This window comes from Streptomyces sp. NPDC002784 (assembly GCF_053592135.1).
In genome coordinates this window covers 1-23,912 of record NZ_JBSFVD010000011.1, presented here as the reverse complement: position 1 = coordinate 23,912, position 23,912 = coordinate 1, and the positions used below count along the sequence as shown (strand labels likewise).

Annotated in this window: 26 protein-coding genes; 11 read left to right on the top strand and 15 right to left on the bottom strand. The window is 72.3% G+C overall.

The features are described from left to right. Positions 1-13: 13 nt before the first annotated feature. Positions 14-565 carry a DUF6578 domain-containing protein gene (locus tag ACWD1Z_RS20275; RefSeq protein WP_451120436.1) on the bottom strand — a complete coding sequence of 184 codons (552 nt, stop codon included), beginning with the start codon at positions 563-565 and terminating at the stop codon, positions 14-16. Positions 566-671: 106 nt separating this feature from the next. On the opposite strand from ACWD1Z_RS20275, the gene ACWD1Z_RS20270 reads away from it, so the two are divergent. Continuing rightward, complete coding sequence (locus tag ACWD1Z_RS20270; protein WP_451120434.1) at positions 672-1,439, top strand: site-2 protease family protein; 768 nt, start codon at positions 672-674, stop codon at positions 1,437-1,439. Here the strand turns inward: ACWD1Z_RS20270 and ACWD1Z_RS20265 are convergent. Together ACWD1Z_RS20265 and npdG are read right to left on the bottom strand one after the other, a co-directional pair. Further along, positions 1,424-1,603, bottom strand: coding sequence for a hypothetical protein (locus tag ACWD1Z_RS20265; protein WP_451120433.1), 180 nt, complete (start codon positions 1,601-1,603; stop codon positions 1,424-1,426). The two genes, ACWD1Z_RS20270 and ACWD1Z_RS20265, sit on opposite strands and share 16 nt — an antisense overlap. Positions 1,604-1,663: 60 nt before the next feature. Then, entirely contained in the window at positions 1,664-2,371 is a 708-nt protein-coding gene (npdG, locus tag ACWD1Z_RS20260; RefSeq protein WP_451120431.1) for an NADPH-dependent F420 reductase, read from the bottom strand. 171 nt (positions 2,372-2,542) lie between these two features. Between npdG and ACWD1Z_RS20255 the strand changes: the two genes are divergently transcribed. Together ACWD1Z_RS20255 and ACWD1Z_RS20250 are read left to right on the top strand one after the other, a co-directional pair. Further along, a complete protein-coding gene (locus tag ACWD1Z_RS20255) occupies positions 2,543-3,157 on the top strand; it encodes a hypothetical protein (RefSeq protein ID WP_451120430.1) in 615 nt (204 codons plus the stop codon). 57 nt (positions 3,158-3,214) lie between these two features. Then, on the top strand, positions 3,215-4,498 hold the full coding sequence (locus ACWD1Z_RS20250; protein WP_451120428.1) for an MFS transporter: 1,284 nt from the start codon (positions 3,215-3,217) through the stop codon (positions 4,496-4,498). Here ACWD1Z_RS20250 and ACWD1Z_RS20245 read toward each other — a convergent pair whose 3' ends face one another. Next, complete coding sequence (locus ACWD1Z_RS20245; RefSeq protein WP_451120426.1) at positions 4,499-4,726, bottom strand: hypothetical protein; 228 nt, start codon at positions 4,724-4,726, stop codon at positions 4,499-4,501. Positions 4,727-4,784: 58 nt separating this feature from the next. On the opposite strand from ACWD1Z_RS20245, the gene map reads away from it, so the two are divergent. Together map and ACWD1Z_RS20235 are read left to right on the top strand one after the other, a co-directional pair. Continuing rightward, positions 4,785-5,642 carry a type I methionyl aminopeptidase gene (map, locus tag ACWD1Z_RS20240; protein WP_451120424.1) on the top strand — a complete coding sequence of 286 codons (858 nt, stop codon included), beginning with the start codon at positions 4,785-4,787 and terminating at the stop codon, positions 5,640-5,642. 110 nt (positions 5,643-5,752) lie between these two features. Further along, positions 5,753-6,400 (top strand): biliverdin-producing heme oxygenase, encoded by a 648-nt coding sequence (locus tag ACWD1Z_RS20235; protein ID WP_451120422.1) that lies wholly within the window; start codon positions 5,753-5,755, stop codon positions 6,398-6,400. A gap of 7 nt (positions 6,401-6,407) precedes the next feature. Here ACWD1Z_RS20235 and ACWD1Z_RS20230 read toward each other — a convergent pair whose 3' ends face one another. Beyond that, on the bottom strand, positions 6,408-7,052 hold the full coding sequence (locus ACWD1Z_RS20230; RefSeq protein WP_451120420.1) for a PhzF family phenazine biosynthesis protein: 645 nt from the start codon (positions 7,050-7,052) through the stop codon (positions 6,408-6,410). Between the two features lie 90 nt (positions 7,053-7,142). Between ACWD1Z_RS20230 and ACWD1Z_RS20225 the strand changes: the two genes are divergently transcribed. Further along, positions 7,143-8,138: a hypothetical protein gene (locus ACWD1Z_RS20225; RefSeq protein ID WP_451120418.1), complete on the top strand. Its 996-nt coding sequence runs from the start codon at positions 7,143-7,145 to the stop codon at positions 8,136-8,138. Between the two features lie 17 nt (positions 8,139-8,155). Here the strand turns inward: ACWD1Z_RS20225 and ACWD1Z_RS20220 are convergent, their stop codons facing one another. Then, positions 8,156-8,887 (bottom strand): bifunctional DNA primase/polymerase, encoded by a 732-nt coding sequence (locus ACWD1Z_RS20220; protein ID WP_451120416.1) that lies wholly within the window; start codon positions 8,885-8,887, stop codon positions 8,156-8,158. Between the two features lie 159 nt (positions 8,888-9,046). Here ACWD1Z_RS20220 and ACWD1Z_RS20215 point away from each other — a divergent pair, with 159 nt between their 5' ends. Then, positions 9,047-9,922, top strand: a complete 876-nt coding sequence (locus ACWD1Z_RS20215) for a glycerophosphodiester phosphodiesterase (protein ID WP_451120414.1) — start codon at positions 9,047-9,049, stop codon at positions 9,920-9,922. On the opposite strand, the gene ACWD1Z_RS20210 is transcribed toward ACWD1Z_RS20215, so the two are convergent. From ACWD1Z_RS20210 to ACWD1Z_RS20195, 4 genes are all read right to left on the bottom strand, one after another. Further along, complete coding sequence (locus ACWD1Z_RS20210) at positions 9,892-10,506, bottom strand: TetR/AcrR family transcriptional regulator (RefSeq protein ID WP_451120412.1); 615 nt, start codon at positions 10,504-10,506, stop codon at positions 9,892-9,894. The two genes, ACWD1Z_RS20215 and ACWD1Z_RS20210, sit on opposite strands and share 31 nt — an antisense overlap. 80 nt (positions 10,507-10,586) lie before the next feature. Further along, positions 10,587-11,579 carry a small ribosomal subunit Rsm22 family protein gene (locus ACWD1Z_RS20205; protein ID WP_451120410.1) on the bottom strand — a complete coding sequence of 331 codons (993 nt, stop codon included), beginning with the start codon at positions 11,577-11,579 and terminating at the stop codon, positions 10,587-10,589. 227 nt (positions 11,580-11,806) lie between these two features. Further along, positions 11,807-13,000, bottom strand: a complete 1,194-nt coding sequence (locus ACWD1Z_RS20200; RefSeq protein ID WP_451120408.1) for a serine hydrolase domain-containing protein — start codon at positions 12,998-13,000, stop codon at positions 11,807-11,809. Next, entirely contained in the window at positions 12,934-14,256 is a 1,323-nt protein-coding gene (locus ACWD1Z_RS20195; protein WP_451120406.1) for a multidrug effflux MFS transporter, read from the bottom strand. Before ACWD1Z_RS20195 ends, ACWD1Z_RS20200 begins: the two co-directional genes overlap by 67 nt. A gap of 88 nt (positions 14,257-14,344) precedes the next feature. On the opposite strand from ACWD1Z_RS20195, the gene ACWD1Z_RS20190 reads away from it, so the two are divergent. Beyond that, positions 14,345-15,424: a Gfo/Idh/MocA family protein gene (locus tag ACWD1Z_RS20190; RefSeq protein WP_451120404.1), complete on the top strand. Its 1,080-nt coding sequence runs from the start codon at positions 14,345-14,347 to the stop codon at positions 15,422-15,424. On the opposite strand, the gene ACWD1Z_RS20185 is transcribed toward ACWD1Z_RS20190, so the two are convergent. Beyond that, positions 15,411-17,051 (bottom strand): alkaline phosphatase D family protein, encoded by a 1,641-nt coding sequence (locus ACWD1Z_RS20185; protein WP_451120402.1) that lies wholly within the window; start codon positions 17,049-17,051, stop codon positions 15,411-15,413. The two genes, ACWD1Z_RS20190 and ACWD1Z_RS20185, sit on opposite strands and share 14 nt — an antisense overlap. Before the next feature lie 134 nt (positions 17,052-17,185). On the opposite strand from ACWD1Z_RS20185, the gene ACWD1Z_RS20180 reads away from it, so the two are divergent. After that, positions 17,186-17,953: an SDR family oxidoreductase gene (locus ACWD1Z_RS20180; RefSeq protein ID WP_451120400.1), complete on the top strand. Its 768-nt coding sequence runs from the start codon at positions 17,186-17,188 to the stop codon at positions 17,951-17,953. A gap of 241 nt (positions 17,954-18,194) precedes the next feature. Here ACWD1Z_RS20180 and ACWD1Z_RS20175 read toward each other — a convergent pair whose 3' ends face one another. Together ACWD1Z_RS20175 and ACWD1Z_RS20170 are read right to left on the bottom strand one after the other, a co-directional pair. After that, entirely contained in the window at positions 18,195-19,181 is a 987-nt protein-coding gene (locus ACWD1Z_RS20175) for an aldo/keto reductase (protein ID WP_451120398.1), read from the bottom strand. 75 nt (positions 19,182-19,256) lie between these two features. After that, positions 19,257-19,583 (bottom strand): nuclear transport factor 2 family protein, encoded by a 327-nt coding sequence (locus ACWD1Z_RS20170; protein ID WP_451120396.1) that lies wholly within the window; start codon positions 19,581-19,583, stop codon positions 19,257-19,259. Between the two features lie 131 nt (positions 19,584-19,714). On the opposite strand from ACWD1Z_RS20170, the gene ACWD1Z_RS20165 reads away from it, so the two are divergent. Together ACWD1Z_RS20165 and ACWD1Z_RS20160 are read left to right on the top strand one after the other, a co-directional pair. Next, a complete protein-coding gene (locus tag ACWD1Z_RS20165) occupies positions 19,715-20,272 on the top strand; it encodes a DoxX family protein (RefSeq protein ID WP_451120394.1) in 558 nt (185 codons plus the stop codon). Between the two features lie 30 nt (positions 20,273-20,302). Next, the gene (locus ACWD1Z_RS20160) at positions 20,303-20,680 is read left to right on the top strand and encodes a MazG-like family protein (RefSeq protein WP_451120392.1); all 378 of its coding nucleotides are present in this window, start codon (positions 20,303-20,305) and stop codon (positions 20,678-20,680) included. Between the two features lie 111 nt (positions 20,681-20,791). Here ACWD1Z_RS20160 and ACWD1Z_RS20155 read toward each other — a convergent pair whose 3' ends face one another. Together ACWD1Z_RS20155 and ACWD1Z_RS20150 are read right to left on the bottom strand one after the other, a co-directional pair. After that, complete coding sequence (locus tag ACWD1Z_RS20155; protein WP_451120390.1) at positions 20,792-22,465, bottom strand: SWIM zinc finger family protein; 1,674 nt, start codon at positions 22,463-22,465, stop codon at positions 20,792-20,794. A gap of 76 nt (positions 22,466-22,541) precedes the next feature. Further along, complete coding sequence (locus tag ACWD1Z_RS20150; RefSeq protein WP_451120388.1) at positions 22,542-23,861, bottom strand: TIGR02679 family protein; 1,320 nt, start codon at positions 23,859-23,861, stop codon at positions 22,542-22,544. Positions 23,862-23,912 lie beyond the last annotated feature (51 nt).

Below are 23,912 nucleotides of genomic sequence, written 5' to 3'. Positions count from 1 at the left end.
GGGATCTCGGGGGTCACCGGCGGTCCGGGATCTCCAAGGTCACCAGTGCTCCCGCCTCTCTCCGCCCCCGGCCCGGGGTGGGTGGGTCAAGGTCGGTGAACCACTTCGGGCAGGTCTCCGCCGGGCGCAGTGAGCGTGTGCCCGGCACCGGGTGCCAGGTGCGCGAGCCGGGGTCGGTCTCGGCGTACTCCTGGCTCACCACCCGGAGGGCCCGCACCCGCCCCCGGGCCTCGGGCCACTCGCCGCCGTGCCGTTCCACCGTGAGCAGTCCGGCCAGGCGGACCCAGTCGCCGGGCCGCTCCTCGCCGAGGGCCTCCGGTGGCATGACGTCGACGGGGTCCTCGTGCAGGGCCACGGTCAGTCCCGTCTCCTCCCGGAGGACCCGGATGCCCTCCAGGTCCGCCACCTCCCCGACGACCTTCGCCGGCTCGTCGTCCCAGTCGCCGCCCAGGACGTCCCCGGAGTCGTTGAGCAGCAGCGGCCAGCTCACCTCGTCGCCGACGGAGAACGGCGTGCCGCAGCACTCCATCTGCCAGTCCGCGTAGAACACGTGCCAGATCCCCATCCCCCCACCTTCTCCGGAACCAAGGTCGGCCCGCGAGACGTTTTCCCGGTGCGCCCGGTACCGTCGGGCGGCAGCACACCGCCTGCCGACCAGTTCAGGGAGCCGCATGACCGCCATCACCACCCGCCACAGCGACCGGCGGATGAGCCCCGTCTTCGTGGGGATCCTCGCTGTCACGGCGGTGACCGGCTGGGCCACCTGGACCGGGTTCGCCGAGCAGCCGGGGCTCGCCGTGTTCCTGTTCGTGACGGCGGCCTGGATCGTCTCCCTGTGCCTGCACGAGTACGCCCACGCCCGCACCGCCCTGCACAGCGGTGACATCACGGTCGGCACGAAGGGCTACCTCACGCTGAACCCTCTGAAGTACACGCACGCCCTGCTGAGCATCGTGCTGCCCGTCCTCTTCGTGATCATGGGCGGGATCGGTCTGCCCGGCGGTGCCGTCTTCATCGAGCGCGGCCGGATCCCGGGGCGGTGGCGGCACAGCCTGATCTCGGCGGCGGGCCCGCTCACGAACCTGCTGTTCGCGGCCGTGTGCACGGCACCCTTCTGGCTCGGCGCGCTGGACGGCGTGCCCGACCACTTCCGGGTCGCGCTCGCCTTCCTCGCCCTGCTCCAGGTCACGGCGGCGATCCTGAACTTCCTGCCGGTCCCGGGCCTGGACGGCTACGGCGTCATCGAGCCCTGGCTGCCGTACAACGTCCGGCGCCAGGTGGAGCCGTTCGCGCCGTTCGGGCTGCTGTTCGTGTTCGCGCTGCTGTGGCTGCCCGCGGTCAACAGCGGGTTCTTCGACCTGGTCGACGCGGTGCTGCGCGCCCTCGGGGTGAGCGAGCTGGAGACGGCGCTCGGCTGGGACCTCTACCGGTTCTGGTAGGCCGCGGCCTTCTGGCGCTTCAGGTAGTACCAGCACATGTTGGACGACAGCCCCGCCAGCAGCACCCAGACGATCCCCAGGAAGCTGCCCTGCACGAAGGAGACGACCGCGGCGGCCACCGCGAGGAGGCAGACGATCAGGGCGTAGAGGGCGAGGCGGGGCATGCGGGGGGCTCCTGTCGGGGGGACACTGCGGTACGACGGCCTCCAGTGTCCCCCATCCCCTCATACGTCCGTGATGCGGAGCCCCGCGTGCGCCTTGTAGCGCCGGTTGACGGAGATCAGGTTGGCGACCAGGGACTCGACCTGGTGGGCGTTGCGCAGCCGCCCGGCGAAGATGCCGCGCATGCCGGGGATGCGGCCGGCCAGCGCCTGGACGGTCTCCACGTCCGCGCGCGCCTCGCCGAGGACCATCACATCGGTGTCGATCTCTTCGATCGCGGGGTCCTGGAGCAGCACCGCCGACAGATGGTGGAAGGCGGCCGTGACCCGGGAGTCCGGCAGCAGGGCCGCGGCCTGCTCGGCGGCGCTGCCCTCCTCCGGCTTCAGCGCGTAGGCGCCCTGCTTGTCGAAGCCGAGCGGGTTGACGCAGTCGACGACCAGCTTCCCGGTGAGTTCCTCGCGCAGCGACTCCAGGGTCTTGCCGTGGCCCTCCCACGGCACGGCGACGATCACGATGTCGCTGCGGCGGGCGCACTCGGCGTTGTCGGCGCCCTCGACACCGTGCCCGAGTTCCTCGGCGGCCGTCCGCGCGCGGTCCGCCGCACGGGAACCGATGATCACCTTCTGGCCGGCCTTGGCGAGCCGGTAGGCCAGGCCCTTGCCCTGCGGCCCGGTCCCGCCGAGCACGCCGACGACGAGCCCGGAGACATCGGGAAGGTCCCAGGGGTCCTTGGCGGGGGCCTTCTGTGCAGCACTGTCGGTAGAGGTCATGGCCCGACTGTACGTCCGCGCCGACGCCCCCTCGGCCGGGGCCGGGATCAGGTGAGCCGCGTCACGGGCACCCGCCGGAAGATGCCGACATGTCGTACGGCATCCCCAGGTTGGGGGAATTCGGGGTGAACTGCCGGTCCCGGGTGGCCCGGTGCGGCAGGATGCGGGGTCATGGACGCCGTACGGGTCGCGCTGCTGCGTGAAGTGCTCGCCGGGACCGAGTGGTTGGGGGCCACGCGGAGGTTCGCGGGTGTGCTGCGGGGTTCGGTGGTCTCGCACGGCGGGGGGCTGTTGCTGGTCGGGACGCCGGAGTACGAGCCGTGGCATCTCGCGGCGCATCTGGTGGACGAGGCCGCGTGGTCGGGCACGCCGGAACTGACGCCGACGCTGGTACGGCATGACGCGCGCGCCGAGGATCCGGCGCATCTTGCGGTCGGGCTGGGGCGGCTCGCGGCGGCGCGGCGCGGGGAGACGCTGCTGGTGGTGTCGCCGCAGGGGCCGGACGCGGGATTGCTGGAGCGGGTGCACGACGCTCGGCGGGCCGGGGCGACGGTCCTGGCACTGAGCGACAGCGACGGCAACGGCAACGGCGACCTGACGACGATGGCGCACGAGTCGCTCGCGGTGCCCGAGGCCACGGATCTGGACCTGGACACGGTGCAGCACCTGGTGAGCGCGGCGGCCGGGGAGAACTCCGTCCCCTCCCCCCGGGCCCGCCGTCGCTTCCGCGACCGCTTGTCGGCCCTGGCGGACCAGTTGACGGCACCACCACCGGCGCGCTGGTGACCGACGCGGCGAAAAGAAGTTGCCCCGCTCCCTCCTCCCTGCCGAGCATGGCCTCTCGTGAGTTCCTTCCTTCCCGATCTGTCCCCCTGGCGGGCCTCCGCCGACTTCCGGCGGCTGTGGCTGTCGGGGCTGGTCTCCGGCTTCGGCAGCTTTCTGACGTTCGTGGCGCTGCCGGTGCAGGTCAAGGAGCTGACCGGCTCCGCGGCGGCGGTCGGGGCGATCGGTGCGGTGGAGGTGATCCCGCTGATCGTCTTCGGCCTGTACGGCGGGGCGCTCGCCGACTCGCTCGACAAGCGCGGCCTGATCATCTGGACCGAGGCGGGCCAGGGTGTGCTGAGCGCGGCGCTGCTGGTGAACGCCCTGCTGCCGGAGCCCGCCGTATGGCCGCTGTATGTCGTGGCGGCCCTCTCCTCGGCGCTGGTGTCCGTGCAGCGCCCGGCGCTGGACTCGCTGTGGCCGCGGATCGTGGCGCATGACCACCTCCCGGCCGCCGCCTCCCTGAACGCGCTGCGCTGGACGGTCGGCGGGGTCGCGGGCCCGGCGGTGGCGGGTGTGGTCGTGGCGTACGCGGGGCTGGGCTGGGCCTACGCCGCCGACCTGCTGACCTTCGTCGTCTCGGTCGTACTGATCCTTCCGCTCGCCTCCTCCCCCGCCGCGCACGAGGCCGCGAAGCCGTCGCTGAAGGCCATCGCCGAGGGCGCCCGGTACGCGTGGAGCCGCAAGGAACTCCTCGGCACCTATGCCATCGACCTGGCCGCGATGTTCCTGGCGATGCCGCTGGCGCTGCTGCCGTTCCTGGCGGACGAGCTGCGCGCGGAGTGGGCGCTCGGGCTGATGTACGCGGCGCTGCCACTGGGGTCGCTGCTGGTGAGCGTGACCAGTGGCTGGACCGGGCGGATCCATCGGCACGGGCGGATGGTGGTGCTGGCGGCCGCGCTGTGGGGTGTGGCGATCGCGGCCGCCGGGGTCGTGGGCAATGTCTGGCTGGTGCTGCTGTTCCTGACCGTGGCGGGCGGCTGCGACATGGTCAGCGGGATCTTCCGCGGAGTGATGTGGAACCAGACCATCCCGGACGAGCTGCGGGGGCGGCTCGCCGGGATCGAGTTGCTGTCGTACTCGGTCGGGCCGACGCTCGGCCAGGTCAGGGCGGGCGGTTTCGCCGCGTGGTGGGGCGTGCGGGCGTCGGTGTGGTCCGGTGGTCTGCTGTGCGCCGGGGCGGTGGGGCTGCTGGCGCTGTGCCTGCCGAAGCTGATGACGTACGACGCCCGAACGAGCGAGCACGCGAAGAGCGTGCGTGAACAGCGCACGGCGGCCCGGGCGTCGGCTCCGGCCGAGTCCTGATCAGGTGTCGTCGGCGCCCTTGGGGGCGTCGTGCCAGTTGGGGTCGTTCTCCCACTGGACGTTGCGCTCGCGGGCGGTCTCCATCGCGTGCTCGGCCTCCCTGCGGGAGGCGTACGGACCGAAGCGGTCCTTGCCGGGGCAGTCCGGACCCTCCTCGACCTTCTTGTGCTCCAGGCAGTAGTACCACTCGCCCGGCTTTCCGGCGGTGCGCTTCTTGAACAAGGCCATGACCAGCTCCTCTCGCCACGGACATGTTCCCCCACGGCGGCTCGTTAGACTCGCTGGCATGTCTGGCCAGTCGCTGCTCGTACCAGGGGAGCTGTCTCCCACCCGTTCCGTACCCGGAAACATCCGCCGTCCCGAGTACGTCGGCAAGCCCGCGCCGACGCCGTACTCGGGTCCGGAGGTGCAGACTCCGGAGACCGTGGAGGCGATGCGTGTCGCCGGCCGGATCGCCGCGCGGGCGATGGCCGAGGCGGCGAAGCTGATCGCGCCCGGGGTCACCACCGACGAACTGGACAAGGTGGCGCACGAGTACATGTGCGACCACGGCGCCTACCCGTCGACGCTCGGCTACCGGGGCTTCCCGAAGTCGCTGTGCACCAGCCTCAACGAGGTGATCTGCCACGGCATCCCGGACTCCACGGTGCTGCGCGACGGCGACATCGTCAACCTCGACGTGACGGCGTACATCGGCGGGGTGCACGGCGACAACAACGCGACGTACCTGGTCGGGGAGGTGGACGAGGAGAGCCGCCTGCTGGTGGAGCGCACCCGTGAGTCCCTGAACCGCGCCATCAAGGCGGTCAAGCCGGGCCGCCAGATCAATGTCATCGGCCGGGTCATCGAGTCGTACGCCAAGCGCTTCGGCTACGGCGTGGTCCGCGACTTCACCGGCCACGGCATCAACTCGTCCTTCCACTCCGGCCTGATCATCCCGCACTACGACAGTCCGCACGCGACGACGGTCATCCAGCCCGGGATGACCTTCACGATCGAGCCGATGCTGACGCTGGGCACGCACGAGTACGACATGTGGGACGACGGCTGGACGGTCGTGACGAAGGACCGCAAGCGGACGGCACAGTTCGAGCACACGCTGGTGGTGACGGAGACCGGCGCGGAGATCCTCACGCTGCCGTAGCGGCCCTGGAACCCGCCCCTGCTGGGGGCGGGTTTTTTCTTGTACGCTTTTACCGACAGCGCGTCGGCAACCTATTGACTTAGGTAAGCCTTACTTGGAGGATGCGCGGTATGGACTCCTTCTCGACAGTCATCCGCACCGCTTCGCACGAGCAGCACGTGGAGGCGGAGACCTCGACGTTCATGAGCGACCTGCTCGGCGGACGCCTCGGCGTCGACGCCTATGCGCGCTACACCGAGCAGCTGTGGTTCGTCTACGACGCACTCGAGAGCGAGGCCGGAGGGCTGGCGTCCGATCCGGTGGCGGGGCCGTTCATCCAGCCGGAGCTGTTCCGGCTGCGCGCGCTGGAGAAGGACCTGGCGCATCTGCGGGGTCCCGAGTGGCGGGCGGGCGCGTCGGCGCTGCCGGCGACGCGGGCGTACGCGGACCGGGTGCGCGAGTGCGCCCGGGAGTGGCCGGCGGGCTATATCGCCCACCACTACACCCGCTACCTCGGCGACCTCTCCGGCGGCCAGATCATCCGCGACAAGGCGGAGCGGACCTGGGGCTTCGAGAAGAAGGGCGACGGCGTCCGCTTCTACGTCTTCGAGGAGATCACCAACCCGGCCGCCTTCAAGCGGGGCTACCGGGAACTGCTGGACGCGGTCCGGGCGGACGACCTGGAGAAGCAGCGCGTGGTGGCCGAGTGCAAGCGGGCGTTCGCCTTGAACACGGCGGTCTTCCGGGCGCTGGGCGAGGAGTTCCCGCTGTCGGCGTGAACCCCGGTCAGCGTTCCAGGACGACCCGGCCCCCCAGCTCCACCCAGCCACCCGGCTGCGGGGCCGTGAGCAGCTGGGAGCCCGCGCCCTGGGTGATGTTCAGGGCGCGGCCCAGCCGTTCCGTCAGCAGCAGCGCCGCCGCGCCGGTGGCCTCGTCCTCCTCGATCCCGTCGCCCCGGCCGGGAAAGCCGCGCGCACGGACCCGGCCCGCCGCCTCGTCCTCCCACGCCCAGGCGTAGAGCCACTCCCCAGGGGCGGGCACCACCAGCGCGTCGACCTCGGCGGCGGACGCGTACTGCCGCAGGGTGCGCGCCGGCGCCCACTCCGGCCGGGCCTCGATCCAGCAGAACTCCCCGTCCTGCCGGGCACCGACCACCCCCGCCGGCGTCACCAGTTCCGGCACGTCCAGCAGCCAGGCCGCGCCGACGCAGGGATACCCCGCGAACGGCAAGCGGACGCTGGGCGTGTAGATGTCGATGACCCCGCGCTCGGGATCATCGACGAACACCGTCTCGCTGAACCCGAGTTTCGCCGCGAACGCCTGCCGTTCCTCCGGCTCCGGCAGCACCGAGCCCTCGCGGACCACGCCCAGCTCATTGCCGTATCCACCGCGCGGCCCGCAGAAGACCCGGAGCACGTCGTAATCAGTCACGGGGGAATTGAAACATCACGAGCCCCCGCTTCCTGGGGGCTGGTCGCCCGGTAGGGTTCGCCTCCGGGATGGGGAAGGCGAAAGGACCCGATGAGCAGGGATCGCAGCCCTCGAAGGCTCCGCAGGCTTGACCGGAGGGTGCTGATAGCAGCCTCCGTGACCGCTTTGTCGTTGACGGCGAGCGGGTGCGTCGTGGTGCACGGGGAACGGGAGTTGATCCCCACCGCCACCCGGGCCGAGGCCGCAAAGGCGCTGAAGGACTTCACCGCCGCGTACAACGCCGCCGACAAGGCGTACGACAGCTCCCTGGACGCCGACCATGTCACCGGCGCCCTCGGCGACATCGACGAGGCGCGGCTGAAGGCGGGCCGGGCCAACAACCCCGACGGCAACCCCGGCCACTCCCCACTGGAGTTCACCGACGCCGAGTTCACCATCCCCAAGAAGCCGGGCTGGCCACGCTGGTTCCTGGCCGACGTCCGGGCCAACCGCGGCGGCGACTCCCGCTGGCTGCTGGTGTTCACCCGGGGCGCTCTCGAAGACCCGTGGGAGGCCGCCTACTTGACGCTGGTGGCGCCCGACGAGATGCCGGAGTTCAAACTCGACAAGGACGGCTGGGCCGAGGCGGTGGACCCGAACTCCACCGAACTGGCCGTCGCACCCGGCGACTTGAGCTCGTCGTACACGACCTATCTCAAGGGCGGCGGGGCCATCTTCGCCAACGGCAGCCACACCTCCGGCTGGCGGGACAAGCGCGCGAAGAACGCGGAGAAGCCGGGTCTGGTCACGCAGTACATCGACGAGCCGCTGACCGAGGGCGACTACCGGCCGCTGGCGCTGCGCACGACGGACGGCGGGGCGCTGGTGTTCTTCACCACGCACCACTACCAGAAGCAGACGGCCGCCCCGGGCACCTCGGTGCCCACCCCCAACAAGGACGTACAGGCCCTGACGAAGGGCGAGATCAAGCAGTCACTGACGATGGAGTTCGTCTCGAACGAGGTGGCGCTGGACCCGGTGAAGGGCACGGGCAACGTGTCGGTGCTGGGCCGGATCGAGGGTCTGACGGGCGCCAAGGGCGAGTAGCGCCGGCGCTCTTCGGGTCAGCGGCGCGAGGGCCAGGCGGGCTGCGCGGGGCCGGAGTCCTGGTCGGCGTGGCGGGTGCCGACGTCGGTGAGGACCTCCAGCAGGGTGAGCGGATCCGGCAGCGGATGCTCGGGCCCGCGCACCCAGCGCACGTGCTGGTCGTCGCCGGTCAGGCGGGCGGGCGGCACCAGGACGTACGAACCGCGGCAGTGCCACCGTAGACCCGGATGCTCGTCCATCGTCTCGGGGTGGCAGTCCAGCTCGCAGGGCCACCACTCGTCCTCGTCCTCGGGGGTGCCGCGGGTGAGGGTGAAGAAGAGCATGCGGCCGGCGTCGCTCTCGGCGACGGGGCCGACCTCGATACCGGCGTCGAGGAGCCGGCCGAGGGCCTCGCGGCCCGCTTCCAGGGGGACGTCCAGGACGTCGTGGACCATGCCGGTGGCGGTGATGAAGTTGGCCTGCGGCTGGTGGCGGGCCCAGCGCTCGATCTGGGAGCGTTCGGTGGTGGACTGCGTCTGCCAGGCGAACGACACGGGGTGCTGGGCGGGGGTCGGACAGCCGACGCGGTCGCAGGAGCAGCGGTAGCCGGGCGCCGGGTAGGCGGCGGGCGCGAGCGGCAGTCCCGCCGAGGCGGCGGCGAGCAGCAGGGCCTCACGACCGCCGTCGCCGGTGGTCTGCTGGGGGCGGCGGCCGCGCAGCCACCGGGAGAGTTTGCTCTGAGGGCCTCGGTCGCCGAACTCCGCGCTCATCTATCTCCTCGCCTCGCCGTCGTGCGACACAGCATGCCTTATCGTCCCACCATCGTGCGCTCCGGGGGGCCGTAGCCGACAACAGGGGTAGGTGGGGCGAGGCCCGGGATCGAGTGTCATTGCACGCTTTGGCGGGATTTACGCCCCTACGGTGTCGCCATGGTCACCTGGACCGCACTGACCGCGACCGTGGCGTGCACGGCCTCCCTGATCTCCCCGGCCCCGCTGGAGTGGGGCCCGGCCCCGCTGACCGTCGACGCGCTCCCCCGCATCACGTACGTCGCCCATCGCGGCGGCGCCCGTGAGGTCCCCGAGAACAGCATGTCGGGGCTGATGGCGGCGTACCGGCGCGGGACGGCCCACGTCCTGGACTTCGACACGCGCCTGCTGCGCGACGGGACTCCGGTGGTCCTGCACGACCCGACCCTGCGGCGCACGACGGGCCGGTCCGGGGCGGTGCGGTCCCTGGACGCCGGCGACTGGCGGGCGGTACGGCTGCGTCCGGCGCCGTCCCTGCCGGGCCGCTGGCGTCCGGAGCGGCCGCCGACGGTGGCGGAGGTGCTGGACCGGTTCGGCGGCCGGATCGTGCTGATGCTGGAGGCGAAGGACCCGGCGGCCCTGGACCGGCTGGCCCGGCTGATCCGCGCCCGGGACCTGACCCGCTCGGTGCTGGTGAACACGAACGACCCGAAGGTGGCGTGGCGGGCGGACCGGCTGGGCCTGGTGACGCAGCTGTGGCGCTCGGCCCGCCAGCTGCGCACGGACCGCCCCGCTCGCTGGCGGTCGTACGTGGATGTGCTGGACGTGGACCACCGGGCCCGGGACGGGGATCTGCGGCGGGCGGTGCGGTCCGGGATCCCCCGGGTGTGGGCGCACACGGTGGTGACGCCGGCCCAGCGGGACCGGGTGCTGGCGCTGGGCTGCGACGGGGTGATCACGGATGCGCCGGGGCGGCTCGCGCGGGCGGCCGAGCGGGCGGCTCAGCGGGGAGTTCAGCAGGTGGTTCAGCGGGGGGCGATGCCGTGGAGGGCGTAGTCGACGAGGGTGTCGGTGTACTCGTGGGAGATGGGCCCGGTGTACTGCAGCCACCGCTGCGCGAGAGGTGAGACGAACAGTTCCAGGGCGATGCGCGGATCGACGTCCGGGCGGACGTCCCCGGCGTCCTGGGCGGAGCGCAGGCGCTCGACGTAAAGCTGCAGCGAGGGTTCGAGGAGCTTGGCGACGAACGCGCGCCCGAGCTGTTCGTTGACGACGCCCTCGGCGGCGAGCGCACGGGAGGGCACCTCGAAGCGGGGGTCCTTGAGCTCGTCGACGGTGGCGCGGAGCACGGCCTTGAGATCGGCGGCGAGGTCGCCGGTGTCGGGGATGCTGTACGGCTCCTGCCCGGCCTCCCGGTTCGCCTGCTCGCCCAGGTCGAGGAACGCCTCCATGAGCACCTCGGCCTTGGAGGACCACCAGCGGTAGATGGTCTGCTTGCCGACCCCGGCGCGGGCGGCGATCCCCTCGATGGTGGTCTTGGGGTACCCGACCTCCCCGACGAGGGCGAGGGCGGCGTCGTAGATGGCCCGGCGGGACTTCTCACTGCGGCGGGTGGAGTCGGGGGCGAGGTTCTTGGCCATGGTTCGAACTTACCAGGTAGACAAGACGCAGCGTCTCGCCGGAGCGGGAGCCGGAGCCGCCAGAGCCGGAGCTGGAGCTGTTAGGCGTCGTCGGCCGGGGGCCAGGGGTCGCCCCAGGCCGCGTCCCGGGCCGCCTTGTAGAGGTCGCCGTGGCGTTTGGTGACCGTGGTGCGGGTGAGGGCGGGGTCCGTTTCGCACAGGTCGAGGAGGACCTGGCCCTTGCGGATCTGGGGCTTGCGGACGACGCGGGAGGGGGCGGGGGTGGCCGGGAAGCGGGTGGCGGCGACGTAGGCGAACTTCTCGTCCTCGTAGGCGAGGGAGCCGCCCTTGATCTGGCGGTGCAGGGAGGAGCGGCTGACCCTCGTCGAGAAGTGGCACCAGTCGGTGCCGGGGACGATGGGGCAGGCGGCGCTGTGGGGGCAGGGGGCGGCGATCCGGAAACCGGCCGCGATGAGCCGCTGCCGGGCCTCGATGAGCCGGGTGTAGCCGTCGGGGGTGCCGGGTTCGACGATGACGACGGCCTGGGCGGCGGAGGCGGCGGTGTCGACGAGGGTGGCGCGATCGGCTTCCGCTAGCTCGTTGAGGACGTAGGAGATGGTGACGAGATCGGTGCTCTCGATGGAGAGCGCTGATCCGATACGAGAGCGCTGCCAGCGGACGTCGCGCAGGGCCGGGTTGGCGGCGGCGATCTCCCGGCCGAGGGCGAGGGCGGGCTCGGCCCAGTCCAGCACGGTGACGCTCCGCTCGGCGGGCCAGGTCGCGCTGACGGCCCAGGTCGCGGCACCGGTGCCGCCCCCGACATCGATGTGGCTCGCCGGAACCCACTCGGGCGCGGCCTCGGCGAGTGCCTCCACCGCGGCGTGCACCGCCTCGAAGGTGGCGGGCATGCGGTAGGCGGCGTACGCGACGACGTCGGCGCGGTCCCGGAGGATCGGGGCGTGGGTAGGGGTGGCCCCGCGATAACTGGCGATCAGCCGCTCAACGGCAGCGGCGGCCTGCCGGGGCGGGAGCCCGTCGAGCAGACCGGCGAGAGCGGCACGCAGGGTATCGGCCGGGGCAGCGGGGTGGTTCACCCACCGATTCTAATCTCGGGAAGGCCGCGGGAAATCCAGCCCCTCCGGCGCTTGAGGAGCGGGGGTCCAGGGGGCAGAGCCCCCTGCGGCGGGGGCGAAGGGGTGCAGCCCCTGGAGGATGGGACGGGTAGGGGCGGCGGGGGCGAGGAAAGCCCCCGGCACCGCTGCCGTACCCCCGTACCCCGTATCCCCGTATCCCCGCGCCCCCGCGCCCCCGCGCCCCCGCGTCAGCGTTCCCGTACCGCCCGAGCCACCCGTGTCCCCGCCGCCGCCCGGGGGCGGCTGTCCGCGGGCCGGCGCCTGGGGTGCACCGTGTTGGCCAGCAGGACCAGGAACGTGTCCGTGGCCCGGTCCAGCACCAGCATCGTCCCCGTGAAGCCGGTGTGCCCCGCCGCCCCCCGCCCCGCCAGCTCCCCCATGAACCCCGCCTGATCGAGCGCGAACCCCAACCCGGGCGGCGTCAGCAGCAGTTCCACGAAGTCCGGGCCGAGGATGCGCGCGGGACCGTACGAACCGCCCGCGAGCAGCGCCCGGCAGAACACCGCCAGATCGCGGGCCGTCGAGAACAGCCCCGCATGCCCGGCCACCCCGCCCAGCGCCCACGCGTTCTCGTCGTGCACCACTCCCCGCAGCATCCCGCGGTCCACCTTCGCCCACGGCCGCCGCTGGTACTCCGTCGCCGCCGCGCCGGGGCAGGGGCCGAAACGCGTCGCCGTCATCCCGAGCGGCCGGGTGATGCCGTCGTGGATCAGCACGTCCAGGCCACGCCCGGTGATCCGCTCCAGCACGTGCTGCAGCACCAGCGGGTTGAGATCCGAGTAGCAGTACGTCCCCGGCACCCCCACCGGCACCTCCGCCTGCAGCCGCGCCAGCCTCTCCGCGTCGTCCGCGCAGGAGTACAGCGGAAGTTCGGGCCGCAGCCCGGAGGTGTGCGTCAGCAGCTGCCGTACCGTCACCCCGAACCGCGCCGCCCCGCGGAAGTCGGGCAGATACGCGCCCACCTCCGCGTCGATGCCGAGCGTGCCCCGCTCGATCTGCTGCACCGCCGCGACCGCGGTGAACACCTTGGTGAGCGACGCGAGGTCGAAGGGCGTCGTCACGGTCATCGGTACCCGGGCGGCGGGCGGCAGCTCCACGCCCGTGTCCGTCTCGGGGTCGTAGGAGGCATAGCGGACCGCCCAGCCCGCCGCCGCTTCCACGGCGACGCAGGGGCCCCGTCCGGCGATCACCACCGCGCCCGCCGCCCAGGGCCGCTCACCCGTGGTGAGGGCCCGGACATCGTCGACGAGACGGCCGAGTTCCGCCGGGTCGAGCCCCGCCCGCTCCGGTGTGTCGCCGCGCAGTCTCGGTGCGCTCAGCTCCCCGCTCCCTCCACGCTCGCACGCCCCTGACCGCTCGTCCGCCGGTGCCAGGGACGGCACATTCCCACGAAGCAGGCCGACGCCACCAGTGCGGCGGCCAGTTGGACGACGGCCATCGGGACCGCGGTGTCCTCCCCGGCGACCCCTACCAACGGGGAGACCACCGCGCCGATCAGAAACGACGACGTACCCAGCAGCGCCGACGCCGAACCCGCCGACTGCTTCGTCCGCAGCAGCGCGAGGGTCTGGGTGTTGGGCAGGGTCACGCCCATGGCCGACATCAGGACGAACAGCGCCGCGGCGACCGGCGCCAGGCCCACCTCGCCGAACACCCCCGTCGACATCAGCAGCAGCGCGCTCGCCGCCAGCACCACCACGCCCAGACCGGCCGTCAGCACCGCGTCCAGGCTGACCCGGCCCACCAGCACCTTGCCGTTGATCTGGCCGACGATGACCAGCCCGACCGAGTTCAGGCCGAACAGCAGGCTGAAGGTCTGCGGCGAGGCACCGTAGATCTCCTGGATCACGAACGGCGACGCGGCGATGTACGCGAACAGCGCCGCGAAGGAGAACCCGCCGGTCAGCATGTAGCCCGCGAAGGCCCGGTCCGCCAGCAGCCCCCGCATCGAGCGCAGCGCCTCGCCCACGCCTCCCTCGTGGCGGTCGGCGGGCGCCAGCGTCTCCGGCAGCCGCGCCCACACCAGCCCCGCGAGCAGCGCCCCGACCACCGTCAGGACGACGAACACGCCCCGCCAGTCCGTCACCCGCAGGATCTGGCCGCCGATCAGCGGCGCGATGATCGGCGCGACCCCGGAGATCAGCATGAGCGTGGAGAAGAAGCGGGCCATCGCGATGCCGTCGTAGAGGTCGCGGACGACCGCGCGCGCGATCACGATCCCGGCCGCGCCCGCGAGACCCTGCGCCAGCCGGAAGGCGACCAGGGCCTCGACGGTGGGCGCGAGCGCGCACAGGGCGGTGGCGACGACGTAGACGGCGAGGCCGATGAGCAGCGGGCGCCGGCGGCCCCATCGGTCGCTCATCGGGCCGACCACGAGCTGGCCGAGCGCCATACCGGCCAGGCAGGCGGTGAGGGTGAGCTGGACGGTGGCGGCGGGCGCGTTCAGAGCGCCGGTGACCTGCGGGAGGGCCGGGAGGTACATGTCCATGGCCAGCGGGGGCGTGGCGGTCAGGCCGCCGAGGACGAAGGTGACGAGCAGTCCGGTGCGCCGCATGGCGCGGGCGGCCGGTTCCGTCTTCGGTACGGCCGCCTGCGTCTCGTTCGGTATGGATGCCCTGGACGCCCCGCTGTCGGGCATGTGCCCTCCCTCTCCTCGCGATACGACACCTATGCTCTCAGCTCGAACACAGTGCCGAGGGTCACGACAGCAAGGGTGGGGTTCGGGGATGACGGAGCAGAAGGTGCGCTGGGGGATCCTGGCGACCGGCGGGATCGCGGCCGCGTTCACGGCGGATCTGGTCGACCTGCCGGACGCGGAGGTCGTGGCGGTGGCCTCGCGGTCGCAGGCGTCGGCGGACGCGTTCGCGGAGCGCTTCGGGATCGCGCGGGCGTACGGCGACTGGGCCGCGCTCGCGGCGGACGAGGACGTCGACGTCGTCTACGTCGCCACCCCGCACTCGGCGCACCGGGTGGCCGCCGGGCTGTGTCTGGAGGCCGGCCGGAACGTGCTGTGCGAGAAGGCGTTCACGCTGAACGCGCGCGAGGCGGAGGAGCTGGTCGCCCTCGCCCGGGCGCGCGGGAGCTTCCTGATGGAGGCGATGTGGATGTACTGCAATCCGCTGGTCAGGAAGGTGAAGGCACTCGTCGACGACGGGGCGGTCGGTGAAGTGCGCAGTGTGCAGGCCGACTTCGGGCTCGCCGGGCCCTTCCCGCCCTCGCACCGCCTGCGCGACCCGCTCCAGGGCGGGGGCGCGCTGCTCGATCTCGGGGTGTACCCGGTGTCGTTCGCGCAGTTGCTGCTCGGGGAGCCCTCGGACGTCGTCGCGAGAGCGGTGCTCTCCGACGAGGGCGTCGATCTCCAGACCGGAGCACTGCTCTCCTGGGAGAGCGGTGCTCTCGCTTCGGTGCACTGCTCCATTGTCGGCGGTACGGCGACCTCTGCGTCGGTCACCGGCTCGCTCGGCCGGATCGACATCCCCTCCGGCTTCTTCTTCCCGGACCACTTCGTGCTGCACCGGGACGGCCGCGACCCCGAGGAGTTCGCCGCCGACCCGGCCGACGGCCCCCGCAACAGCCTGCGCCACGAGGCCACCGAGGTGATGCGCGCCCTGCGGGCCGGGGAGACCGAGTCCCCGCTCGTCCCGCTGGACGGCACCCTCGCCGTGATGCGGACGCTCGACGCGATCCGGGACCGCGTCGGCGTCCGCTACCCGAGCGAGACCGGCGCGACCGGCGCGAACGGCGCGAACGGCGCGAACGGGGGGATCGAGGGCGAGCCCGGCGCGCCCGTGCTCACGCCGGCCTGAGCCCCGGCTCCCCCGCCTCGGTGACGAAGGACGCGGCCGTCGTGACCGGCGCCCCCGGCGTGGTCACGTACGGCACCGTCTTGAAGTCCGCCCGCGCCCGCCGCTCGTCCAGCGCGACGGTCACATAGCCGCGCCGGCCGTTGTAGAACTTCAGGTGCGGGTTGGCGGTCATGTAGGTGTCCCAGTTGGCGGGCCGGTCGGCGCCGTCCCGGCCGCTGGCGATCGAGGTCGCCACGATCTCGGTGCCCCGCACCCGCGAGGCCGGGTCGTCGAAGTCGTCCTTGATGTCGAAGGCGTACCCGACGTGCACATCGCCGGTGAGCACCATCAGGTTCTCCACCCCGGCGGCCTCGGCGCCGTCCAGGACCCGGCGGCGGGAGGCGCGGTAGCCGTCCCAGGCGTCCATCGAGACCCGGGACGGCTCGGTCAGGTCGAACTTGCGCTGCGAGAAGACGACCTGCTGCGGGACGACGTTCCACACCGCTCGCGACCGCTGCCAGCCGTCCAGCAGCCACCGTTCCTGCGTCTGGCCGGTCATGGTGCGCGCCGGGTCGTCGACCTCGGGCCCGGGCACCTTGGCGCCGTCGCCCTGGGCCTGGTTGCTGCGGTACTGCCGGGTGTCGAGCACGTCGAACTGGGCGAGCCGGCCCCAGTGCAGCCGCCGGTACAGCTGCATGTCGGGGCCCTCGGGCAGCTGCGGGCGGCGCAGCGGCTGGTTCTCCCAGTAGGCGCGGTAGGCGGAGGCCCGGCGCAGCAGGAACTCCTCCGGCGGGACGCTGTTCTCGGGGGTGTCGTCGGCGTAGTTGTTCTCGGTCTCGTGGTCGTCCCAGGTGACGACGAAGGGGTGCGCGGCGTGCGCGGCGCGCAGGTCGGGGTCGGACTTGTAGAGGGCGTAGCGCAGGCGGTAGTCCTCCAGCGTGACCGTCTCGCGGTTGAAGAGCGCGGGCAGGGTGCGGTCGGTGTAGTTGCGGGCGCCGCCGACGGAGCTGACCGCGTACTCGTAGAGGTAGTCGCCGAGGTGGAAGACGACGTCGACGTCGTCGGCGGCGAGATGGCCGTACGGGGTGAAGTAGCCGTCGTGGTACGCCTGGCAGGAGACCGCGGCGAGCTTGAGCCCGGAGCTGTGGGCGCCGAGGCCGGGGGCGGTGCGGGTGCGGCCGGTCTCGGAGATCCACTTGCCGACGCGGAAGCGGTAGTAGAGGACGCGGTCCGGGTCCAGGTGGTTCACCTCGACGTGGACCGTGTGGTGGAACTCGGGGTGGGCGGTGGCGGTGCCGCGTCTGACGGTGCGGCGGAAGTTCTCGTCGCGGGCCAGCTCCCAGTGCACGGTGACGCGCTCGGCGGGCAGGCCGCCGTCGGGCTGGTAGGGGGCGGGTGCGAGCCGGGTCCACAGCAGGACGGAGCCGGGCAGCGGGTCGCCGGAGGCGACGCCGAGCGTGAAGGGGTCGTCGGTGATCCGGGCGGCGTCGAGTTCGGCGGCGCCGGCGACACCGGCCGTCGGCAGGTTCACCGCGAAGGCGAGCGCGGCGGCCGCGCCGGTGACCGTGAGGAAGCGGCGCCGGCCCAAATGGCGAGCGGCGGCGCGGAGTTCGGGGTCGTGCTGTGACGAGTCTGCTTCGAGTGTCATCCGGTCCTCCCCTGGCGAATGAATGCACCCCGCATTGGAGTGGCCGGGGACGACTCACGATTGGCGCGTACACAACACCCGGATGGCGGACAGATGAGGTCCGGATGGCGGACCCTCGCCTAGGCTGCGGGCCCATGAATGCGAAGCAAACGGGCAAGCCGAGGACCGCCGTGGTGACCGGGGCGGGTTCCGGCATCGGACGCGCGGTCGCCGTGGAGCTGCTGCGCGCGGGCTGGTCGGTGGCGCTGGCCGGCCGCCGCATCGCAACACTGGAGGAGACGGCGGCCCTGGCCCCCGAGGGCGCCGCCCTCGCCGTACGCACGGACGTGTCGCGGCCGGAGGACGTGGCCGCGCTGTTCGCCGCGGCGGTGGACCGGTTCGGGCGGGTCGACCTGCTGTTCAACAACGCCGGGACGTTCGGGCCCGGCGGGGTGCCGGTGGAGGAGCTGCCCTACGACGCCTGGCGGCACGTGGTGGACACCAACCTCAACGGGGCGTTCCTGTGCGCGCAGGCGGCGTACCGGCAGATGAAGGAGCAGGACCCGCAGGGCGGCCGGATCATCAACAACGGCTCGATCTCCGCCCATACCCCCCGTCCGCACTCCGTCGCCTACACGGCGACCAAGCACGCGCTGACGGGCCTGACCAAGTCGCTGTCGCTGGACGGGCGGCCGTACAACATCGCGGTGGGACAGATCGACATCGGCAACGCGGCGACCGACATGACGGCCCGCATGCAGACCGGCGCGCTCCAGGCCAACGGCGAGGTCGCGCCCGAGCCGGTGATGGACGTGGCCGATGTGGCGCGCACGGTCCGGCACATGGCGGAGCTGCCGCTGGAGGCGAACGTGCAGTTCGCGACCGTCCTGGCGACGGCCATGCCGTACGTGGGCCGCGGCTAGGCCCCGGCCTTCACAACGTACACATGCGGAATTCGAGCGTCCGCCCGATTGCGGCCGGTCGGCGCCCTATGCTCAAATCGCCTCCACAAGAGCTTCACACTTGGAGTGGAGAGCTTCCGCCGGACCACACCGAGGGGGGAACGGCAGCCGTCCCACGGCGCGGGTTGGGGGTGGGCCTCGCGCGGGACCGCGGGGGTGCACTCCGCGCCGTGGACGGCTGCCGGATACGCCGGGGGGCGGCTCAGCGCCCCAGGATGCCGTCGACTTCCGCCAACTGCTCCCCGGTGAGCGGCCCCTGGGCGAGGGCCCCCGCGTTCTCCTCGGCCTGCGCGACCGTACGGAACCCGGGGATCGGCACCGTGTGCGGGCTGCGCGCCCAGATCCAGGCGAGGGCGCCCTGGGCGAGCGTACGGCCGCCGCTGGTGAGGATCTCCCGGAGCGCGTCGACCCGCTTCAGCCACCCGGGGTCGGCGCCCTCCGCCGAGAACCCGGGCAGCCAGGCGGGCGGCGCGCTGCGGATGTCCCCGGCGTCCAGCGCCTGCCCGGCGGCGCGCCTGCCCGTCAGCAACCCCATGGCGAGCGGACTGCGGTTGATGCTCGCCAGGTTCGACTCCGCGCACAGCGCCAGCATCTCGGGGGCGTCCTGGAGCACGTTGAGCCTGTGCTGTACGGCCGTACAGTGCGCGCCCTTCGCGAACACCGCGGCGCGGGCCGGATCGTCGGTGCTCCAGGCGTAGGCCCGGACGAGCCCTTCCCGCACGAACTCCTCGCACACCTCCCGGAGTTCGGCGGCGCGTTCGGGATCGGCCTCCGACAGGTGCAGCTGGTACAGGTCGACGTAGTCGGTGTCCAGGCGCCGCAGTGACGCGGTCAGGGCCCGGCGCGCGTACGCCGCGGAGTCGTCGGCGCCGGTGAGGGTGCGGGCCTCCTCGTCGAAGACGTTGCCCCACTTGGTGGCGACGACGGCATCGGCCCGGCGCTTGCCCAGCGCACGGCCCAGGACGCGCTCGCTGTGCCCGGTGCCGTAGGTGTCGGCGGTGTCGAAGAAGGTCACACCGAGGTCGAGGGCGCGCCGGACGGCCCGTACGGACTCCTCGTCGTCGACCCGGCCCCAGCCGAGGGGCAGCCCGTGCGGGTCGGTCCACTCACCGCCGATGGCCCAGCAGCCGAAGCCGAGCGCGCTGACGTCGATGCCGCTGCGGCCCAGGGTCCTGAAGTTCGTCTCCATGACGGCAGACGCTAGGAGTTGGAGCGCACTTCAGCGCAAGGGGTCGGTCGTACGAGGCAAGGGGTCGTACGAGCGCTACGCCTGCCCGGTCTCGAAGCGGCTGATCCGGCCGCTGTCGTCGACCTCGAAGCGCCACCGGGTGCGCATCTCGCCCCAGGTGTCGTTGCGGTAGCGGGCGATGAGGGCGTGGCCGCCGTCGGACTCGCGGTCGACCTCCAGGTGCCCGCGGGACTGGAAGATCTCCCGGTCGACCCAGTCGCCGAGGTCCCGGTCGGAGCCGTCGTCCGCCATGGTCGCGTCCGGGGCGAGCAGGGCCATGAAGGCGTCCCGGTCGTGCTGGTTGACGGCGGTCACGAAGTCCCGGACGACCGGGTCGCTGAGATTCTTCGGTTGGATCGTCATGACGGCAGACTCACACCGCTCCCGGCACCCCGCCACCCGAACGGCGGCCCGGGCAGGCCCGCCGGGCGCGACCGGTGCGACGGTGGAGGCGCGGGTGGGGACTGTTGCCGCCGACTGCCACGGGAGACATCGTGAGCGCTTACGACCGACGTGATCTGGGCCTGCTGCTGCTCCGGCTGGGTGCCGGCGGGGTGCTCGCCGCGCACGGCGCGCAGAAGCTGTTCGGCTGGTTCGGCGGGGGTGGCATCGAGGGCACCGGCAAGTTCATGGAGTCCGTGGGGTACCGGCCCGGCCGGGTCAACGCCACGATGGCCGGGCTCGCCGAGGCGGGCGGCGGCACGCTGCTGGCGCTCGGCCTGGCCACCCCGGCGGCGGGCGCCGCGGCCGGCGGCGCGATGGCGGGCGCCGCCGCGGTGCACACCCCGAACGGCTTCTTCAACGCGAGCGGCGGCTACGAGTACGCGGCGACCCTGGGCCTGGCCGCCCTGGGCCTGGCGGTCACCGGCCCCGGCCGGCTCTCCCTGGACCACGCGCTCGGCCATGTCGTCGACCGGGGCTGGATGGTCCCGGCGGCGTTCGCGGCGACGGCCGCCGGCACCGCGGTGGTCGTGGGCATGCGCAACAAGCGGCTGCGGGAGGAGCGGGAGGGCGAGCAGGTGGCCTTGTTCGAGCAGGAGTTCTCGCGGTAGGCCCCTGGCGTGCCATGAAACCCTGCTCACATGACTGAACAGGCCACGCCTCCCGAACGGGCCACCACCCCTCCCGACCTTTGGTCCGGCATCGACGAGCTGTGGTCCTGGCTGGAGGCCAACCGCCCGCTCGACGGCCGCGAAGCCATGCTCCTGCGCATGCTGAAGCTGTCCGAGGAGGTCGGCGAGGTCGCCGAGGCGGTGATCGGGGCGACCGGCCAGAACCCGCGCAAGGGCGTCACGCACACCTGGGACGACGTCCAGGCGGAACTCTGCGATGTCGTGATCACGGCCCTGGTGGCCCTGCGGACACTGACCCCGGACACCCGGGAGGTCTTCGCCGGGCATCTGGCGCGGGTGCGGGAGCGATCGCTGGGGAGGCCACCGGTCGCCGCACCGGTTGAGTAGGACCACCTACGCGGGTCTGATCCGGGCGTCGGCCTCGCCGCGGGCGGCGTGCTCGGGCGTCCAGGCGAGGCCGCCGTCGGGTCACCAGGCCGTCATGGCATGGGCCCGGACTCACATCCCCTGCTGCTCCATGAGCCGCATCAGATTGCGCTTGCGTCGGTGGGCGGCGCGCAGAGCCTGGACGTGGGCGGCGAACTCGTCCTCCGTACCCAGGCGTCGGTGGCAGTCGCGGATGCTCAGGAGCAGACTGACGAGCCGCTCGTAGACCGTGTTGCCGGTCTGCTGGGTGAGCGGTTCGGCCAGGCGCAGGTAGACGCCGAGCGCGTCGGCGGGACGGTCGGCCCGCGCCTGGTCGGCGAGGAGGAGCCACTGCCGGTCGTCGGCGCCGACTTCGGTGGCGGCCTGCCAGGCTGCGTCGAGGTCCTTGTCGTCGAGCAGGGCGTCGATGAGGACTCGGCCGCCGTGACGCTGTCCTTCGGCGTCGGCGCGCAGCAGGGTGAGCGCCTCTTCGCGCTCAGTCGGCCAGCAGTCGGCCGCCTCAGCGGCGGCGCGCAACTGCCGGTACGTGAGCAGCGTAAGGCGGGCGCGGAAGTGGTCACGGCGCAGATCAACGGCGTCGCACAGCCGTGCCGCTCGCGCGTAGCGGTCGCAGAGGTAGTCGACGAGGGCGGTGTCCACGGTGGCGAGGTCGCGCGTGTCCCGGATGCCGCGTTCCGCCCAGTCCAGCGCTTCCTCGGTGCGCCCCGCGCCGTCCAGTTCGCCGGCGATGAGCAGGTGTGTGTGGCCGCTCGCCGCAAGGTCGGCCGCGTACACGGCAATCACCGTCTCGATGTCGCCGCCCGCCTTGGCCAGGCGCTCCATCAATGCCTTCTCCGCCCAGCCCTTGCGCTTGCTCCGCCACGCCTTGGTCGCCAGCTCACGCAGGGTGGACATGCCCTGTCCGCCGAGGATGTCCTCGTAGTCGAGTGGGTCGATGTCGATGAGGCCGTCATCGAATGCGCCGAGCGCGTGAGCGACCAGCCAGCGCGCGAGCTCCTCCGAGTCCGGCCGTGCCGCACGGCACGCTTCGAGGTGGGCGTCGGCGAGCGCGTCACCGACCTGACCGAGCCCGCCGTCGGAGTCGTCCACGCTGTCCACAGCGTCGGCCAGCAACCGCATCGCCTCCCGCGCCGCGTCGATCGCCTCGGCGGCCCGGCCTGAGCGAGAGAGCGCGACGATCGCGGACACCGCCTGCCCGGCCTGGTCGGCGTAGGCATGGGCGTCGGCATACTCGACGTACCCGTAGCGGGCGAACGGGCCGATGTCCAGGAGCTCACGGATGCGGGACCGGACCCCGGCCACATCCCCGCGTGCGCTCGAAGCCCGCAACTCAAGGCGGCTCCGCAACTTGCGGTCCTCGCCGATCTGCTCCCGCACCAGCGCGAGCAACTCGTCCCTGGACAGGGCGGACAGCCACTCATCGAGGTCCTGCCCTCGGCGCCGGGCGGCCTTGCGCTGTCGCGGCAGGCTCTCCCGCTGCGCGAGTACCGTCAGCCCGAGGGCGACCAGGTGTTTGCAGAAGTTGCCTTCCTGGCCGTAGGGGCAGTCGCATTCGCCGGAGAGTCCGACGGGATCCTCGAGTGTCAGCTCCACCAGGTACGGCTCGGTTCCGTGGACGGTTGCTGTGATCCAGCCGTCACCGACCTCCACTGCCGAGACGGCGTCGCGGTATCCGAGCCCACGCGCGAACGAACGAGCGCCGGCCAACTCCTGGAGCCTCGCCTCGGTGAGGCCTTCCGCGTCCATTCCGCTCAACTCCCCTGGTGCGCTTGATGTGCTGCCTCAAGGGTGGCGTAGGCGGAGGGTGCTTTGTCGCGGTTGCTCAAGATTCCTGGAGATCGCCGAGCAGTAGATCCAGGGCGGCCTCCTCATGCAGGGCGATACCCAAGGCATCCATAGTCGGGGCCAGTTCGGCATCCCAGGCCGCCTCGATCGATGGGCCGGTGAGGGAAAGCGACGGCGTGCCCTGCAACTGCGCGCGTGTCGCAAGGTATTCGTAGTCTGCCGCCGCCATGCGCCACGGTTCCGCCTGGTACCGCCCGATGACGCGGTTGGCGAGCGCGATGCCCGGCCAGTCGAAGTCACCGTGGTAGGCGAAGACACAGCCGGCCGCCGACAGCGCGTCCAGCAGGGTAAGGACCACGGTCGCGGCACTGCCTGAGGTGCAGATCAGGGGCGCGGTGCAGGCGGTGTCCGCGGCGGCCTCCACCACGCGCGGGTTCTCGCAGACATGGACACACGTGCGTGGGGGGAACGTGAGGTGCAGGGCGCGGAGTTCGCGCAGTGTTACATGCGCCTCCAGGCGGTGGTCGGCGCGTTGACGCAGGGCCGCTTCCTGCCAGGTGGCGCCTGTCGGCCGTAGACCGTAGGTGAGCACGGTGCTGGAGACCTCGTCGGGGGTGACCGAGGCCTGGCGCCACAGAGCACGGCGGCCGGGTGCGTCACTGGGGAAGTCCACGCCTCGGGCCATCGCTATGCCGCGCTGGACCAGGCGGGCCAGCACCGTGCCGTCGTCCAGGCCGTGGGCAGAGCCGGTGGTGCGGGTGGCGAGTTCGCCGCGGCCCCAGGTGGCGGGGGTGGGTTGCGTGTCTGTGCCGGGGAAGAGGGTGGCCAGAGTGTCGATGGCTTGGGTAATGGTGGTGAGCGCGGTCTCGCCGGACGGCTGTCGCATCAGCGTGCCGCCCCGCCGTATCTCCTCGAGCCATTGGCGGGCCCACGCCTGGTCTGCCAGCGGCGTGGCGGCGAGGGCCGTTTCCGTGGCGGACCACAGGCGGGTGCGTTCGGCCTGCGCCGCGTCCCGCACCGCCCGCCGGTCGGTCAGCGGCGGGCCCAGTGCCGTCAGGGTCTCGGACAGGCTCCGGCCGACCGCGCTGGTGCGCAGGCGGGTATCCAGGTCGGGCAGGCGGATCGTGGCGGTGACGCCGGTGATGGGTTTGGCCAGGAGGAGGGAGAGGGCCTGGCGCTCCTCGGCGTCCAGGTCCTGGAGTCGGATGGTGCCGGCCGGTAGGAGGCCGCTTCGTTCGAGACGGGTTCGGGCTGTCGTCCACAGGCGCTTGAGCCCTGGGCGGGTCAGGAAGGCCAGGGTTTCGGCGGTCAGCGGCTGCTCGCTCTCCGCCTGGGCGTCCGTTGAGGCGTCCGTCATACCGATACCAGCCGCCTCTGTCGCCCGTTCCACGTGTAGTGGAGCGTGGCC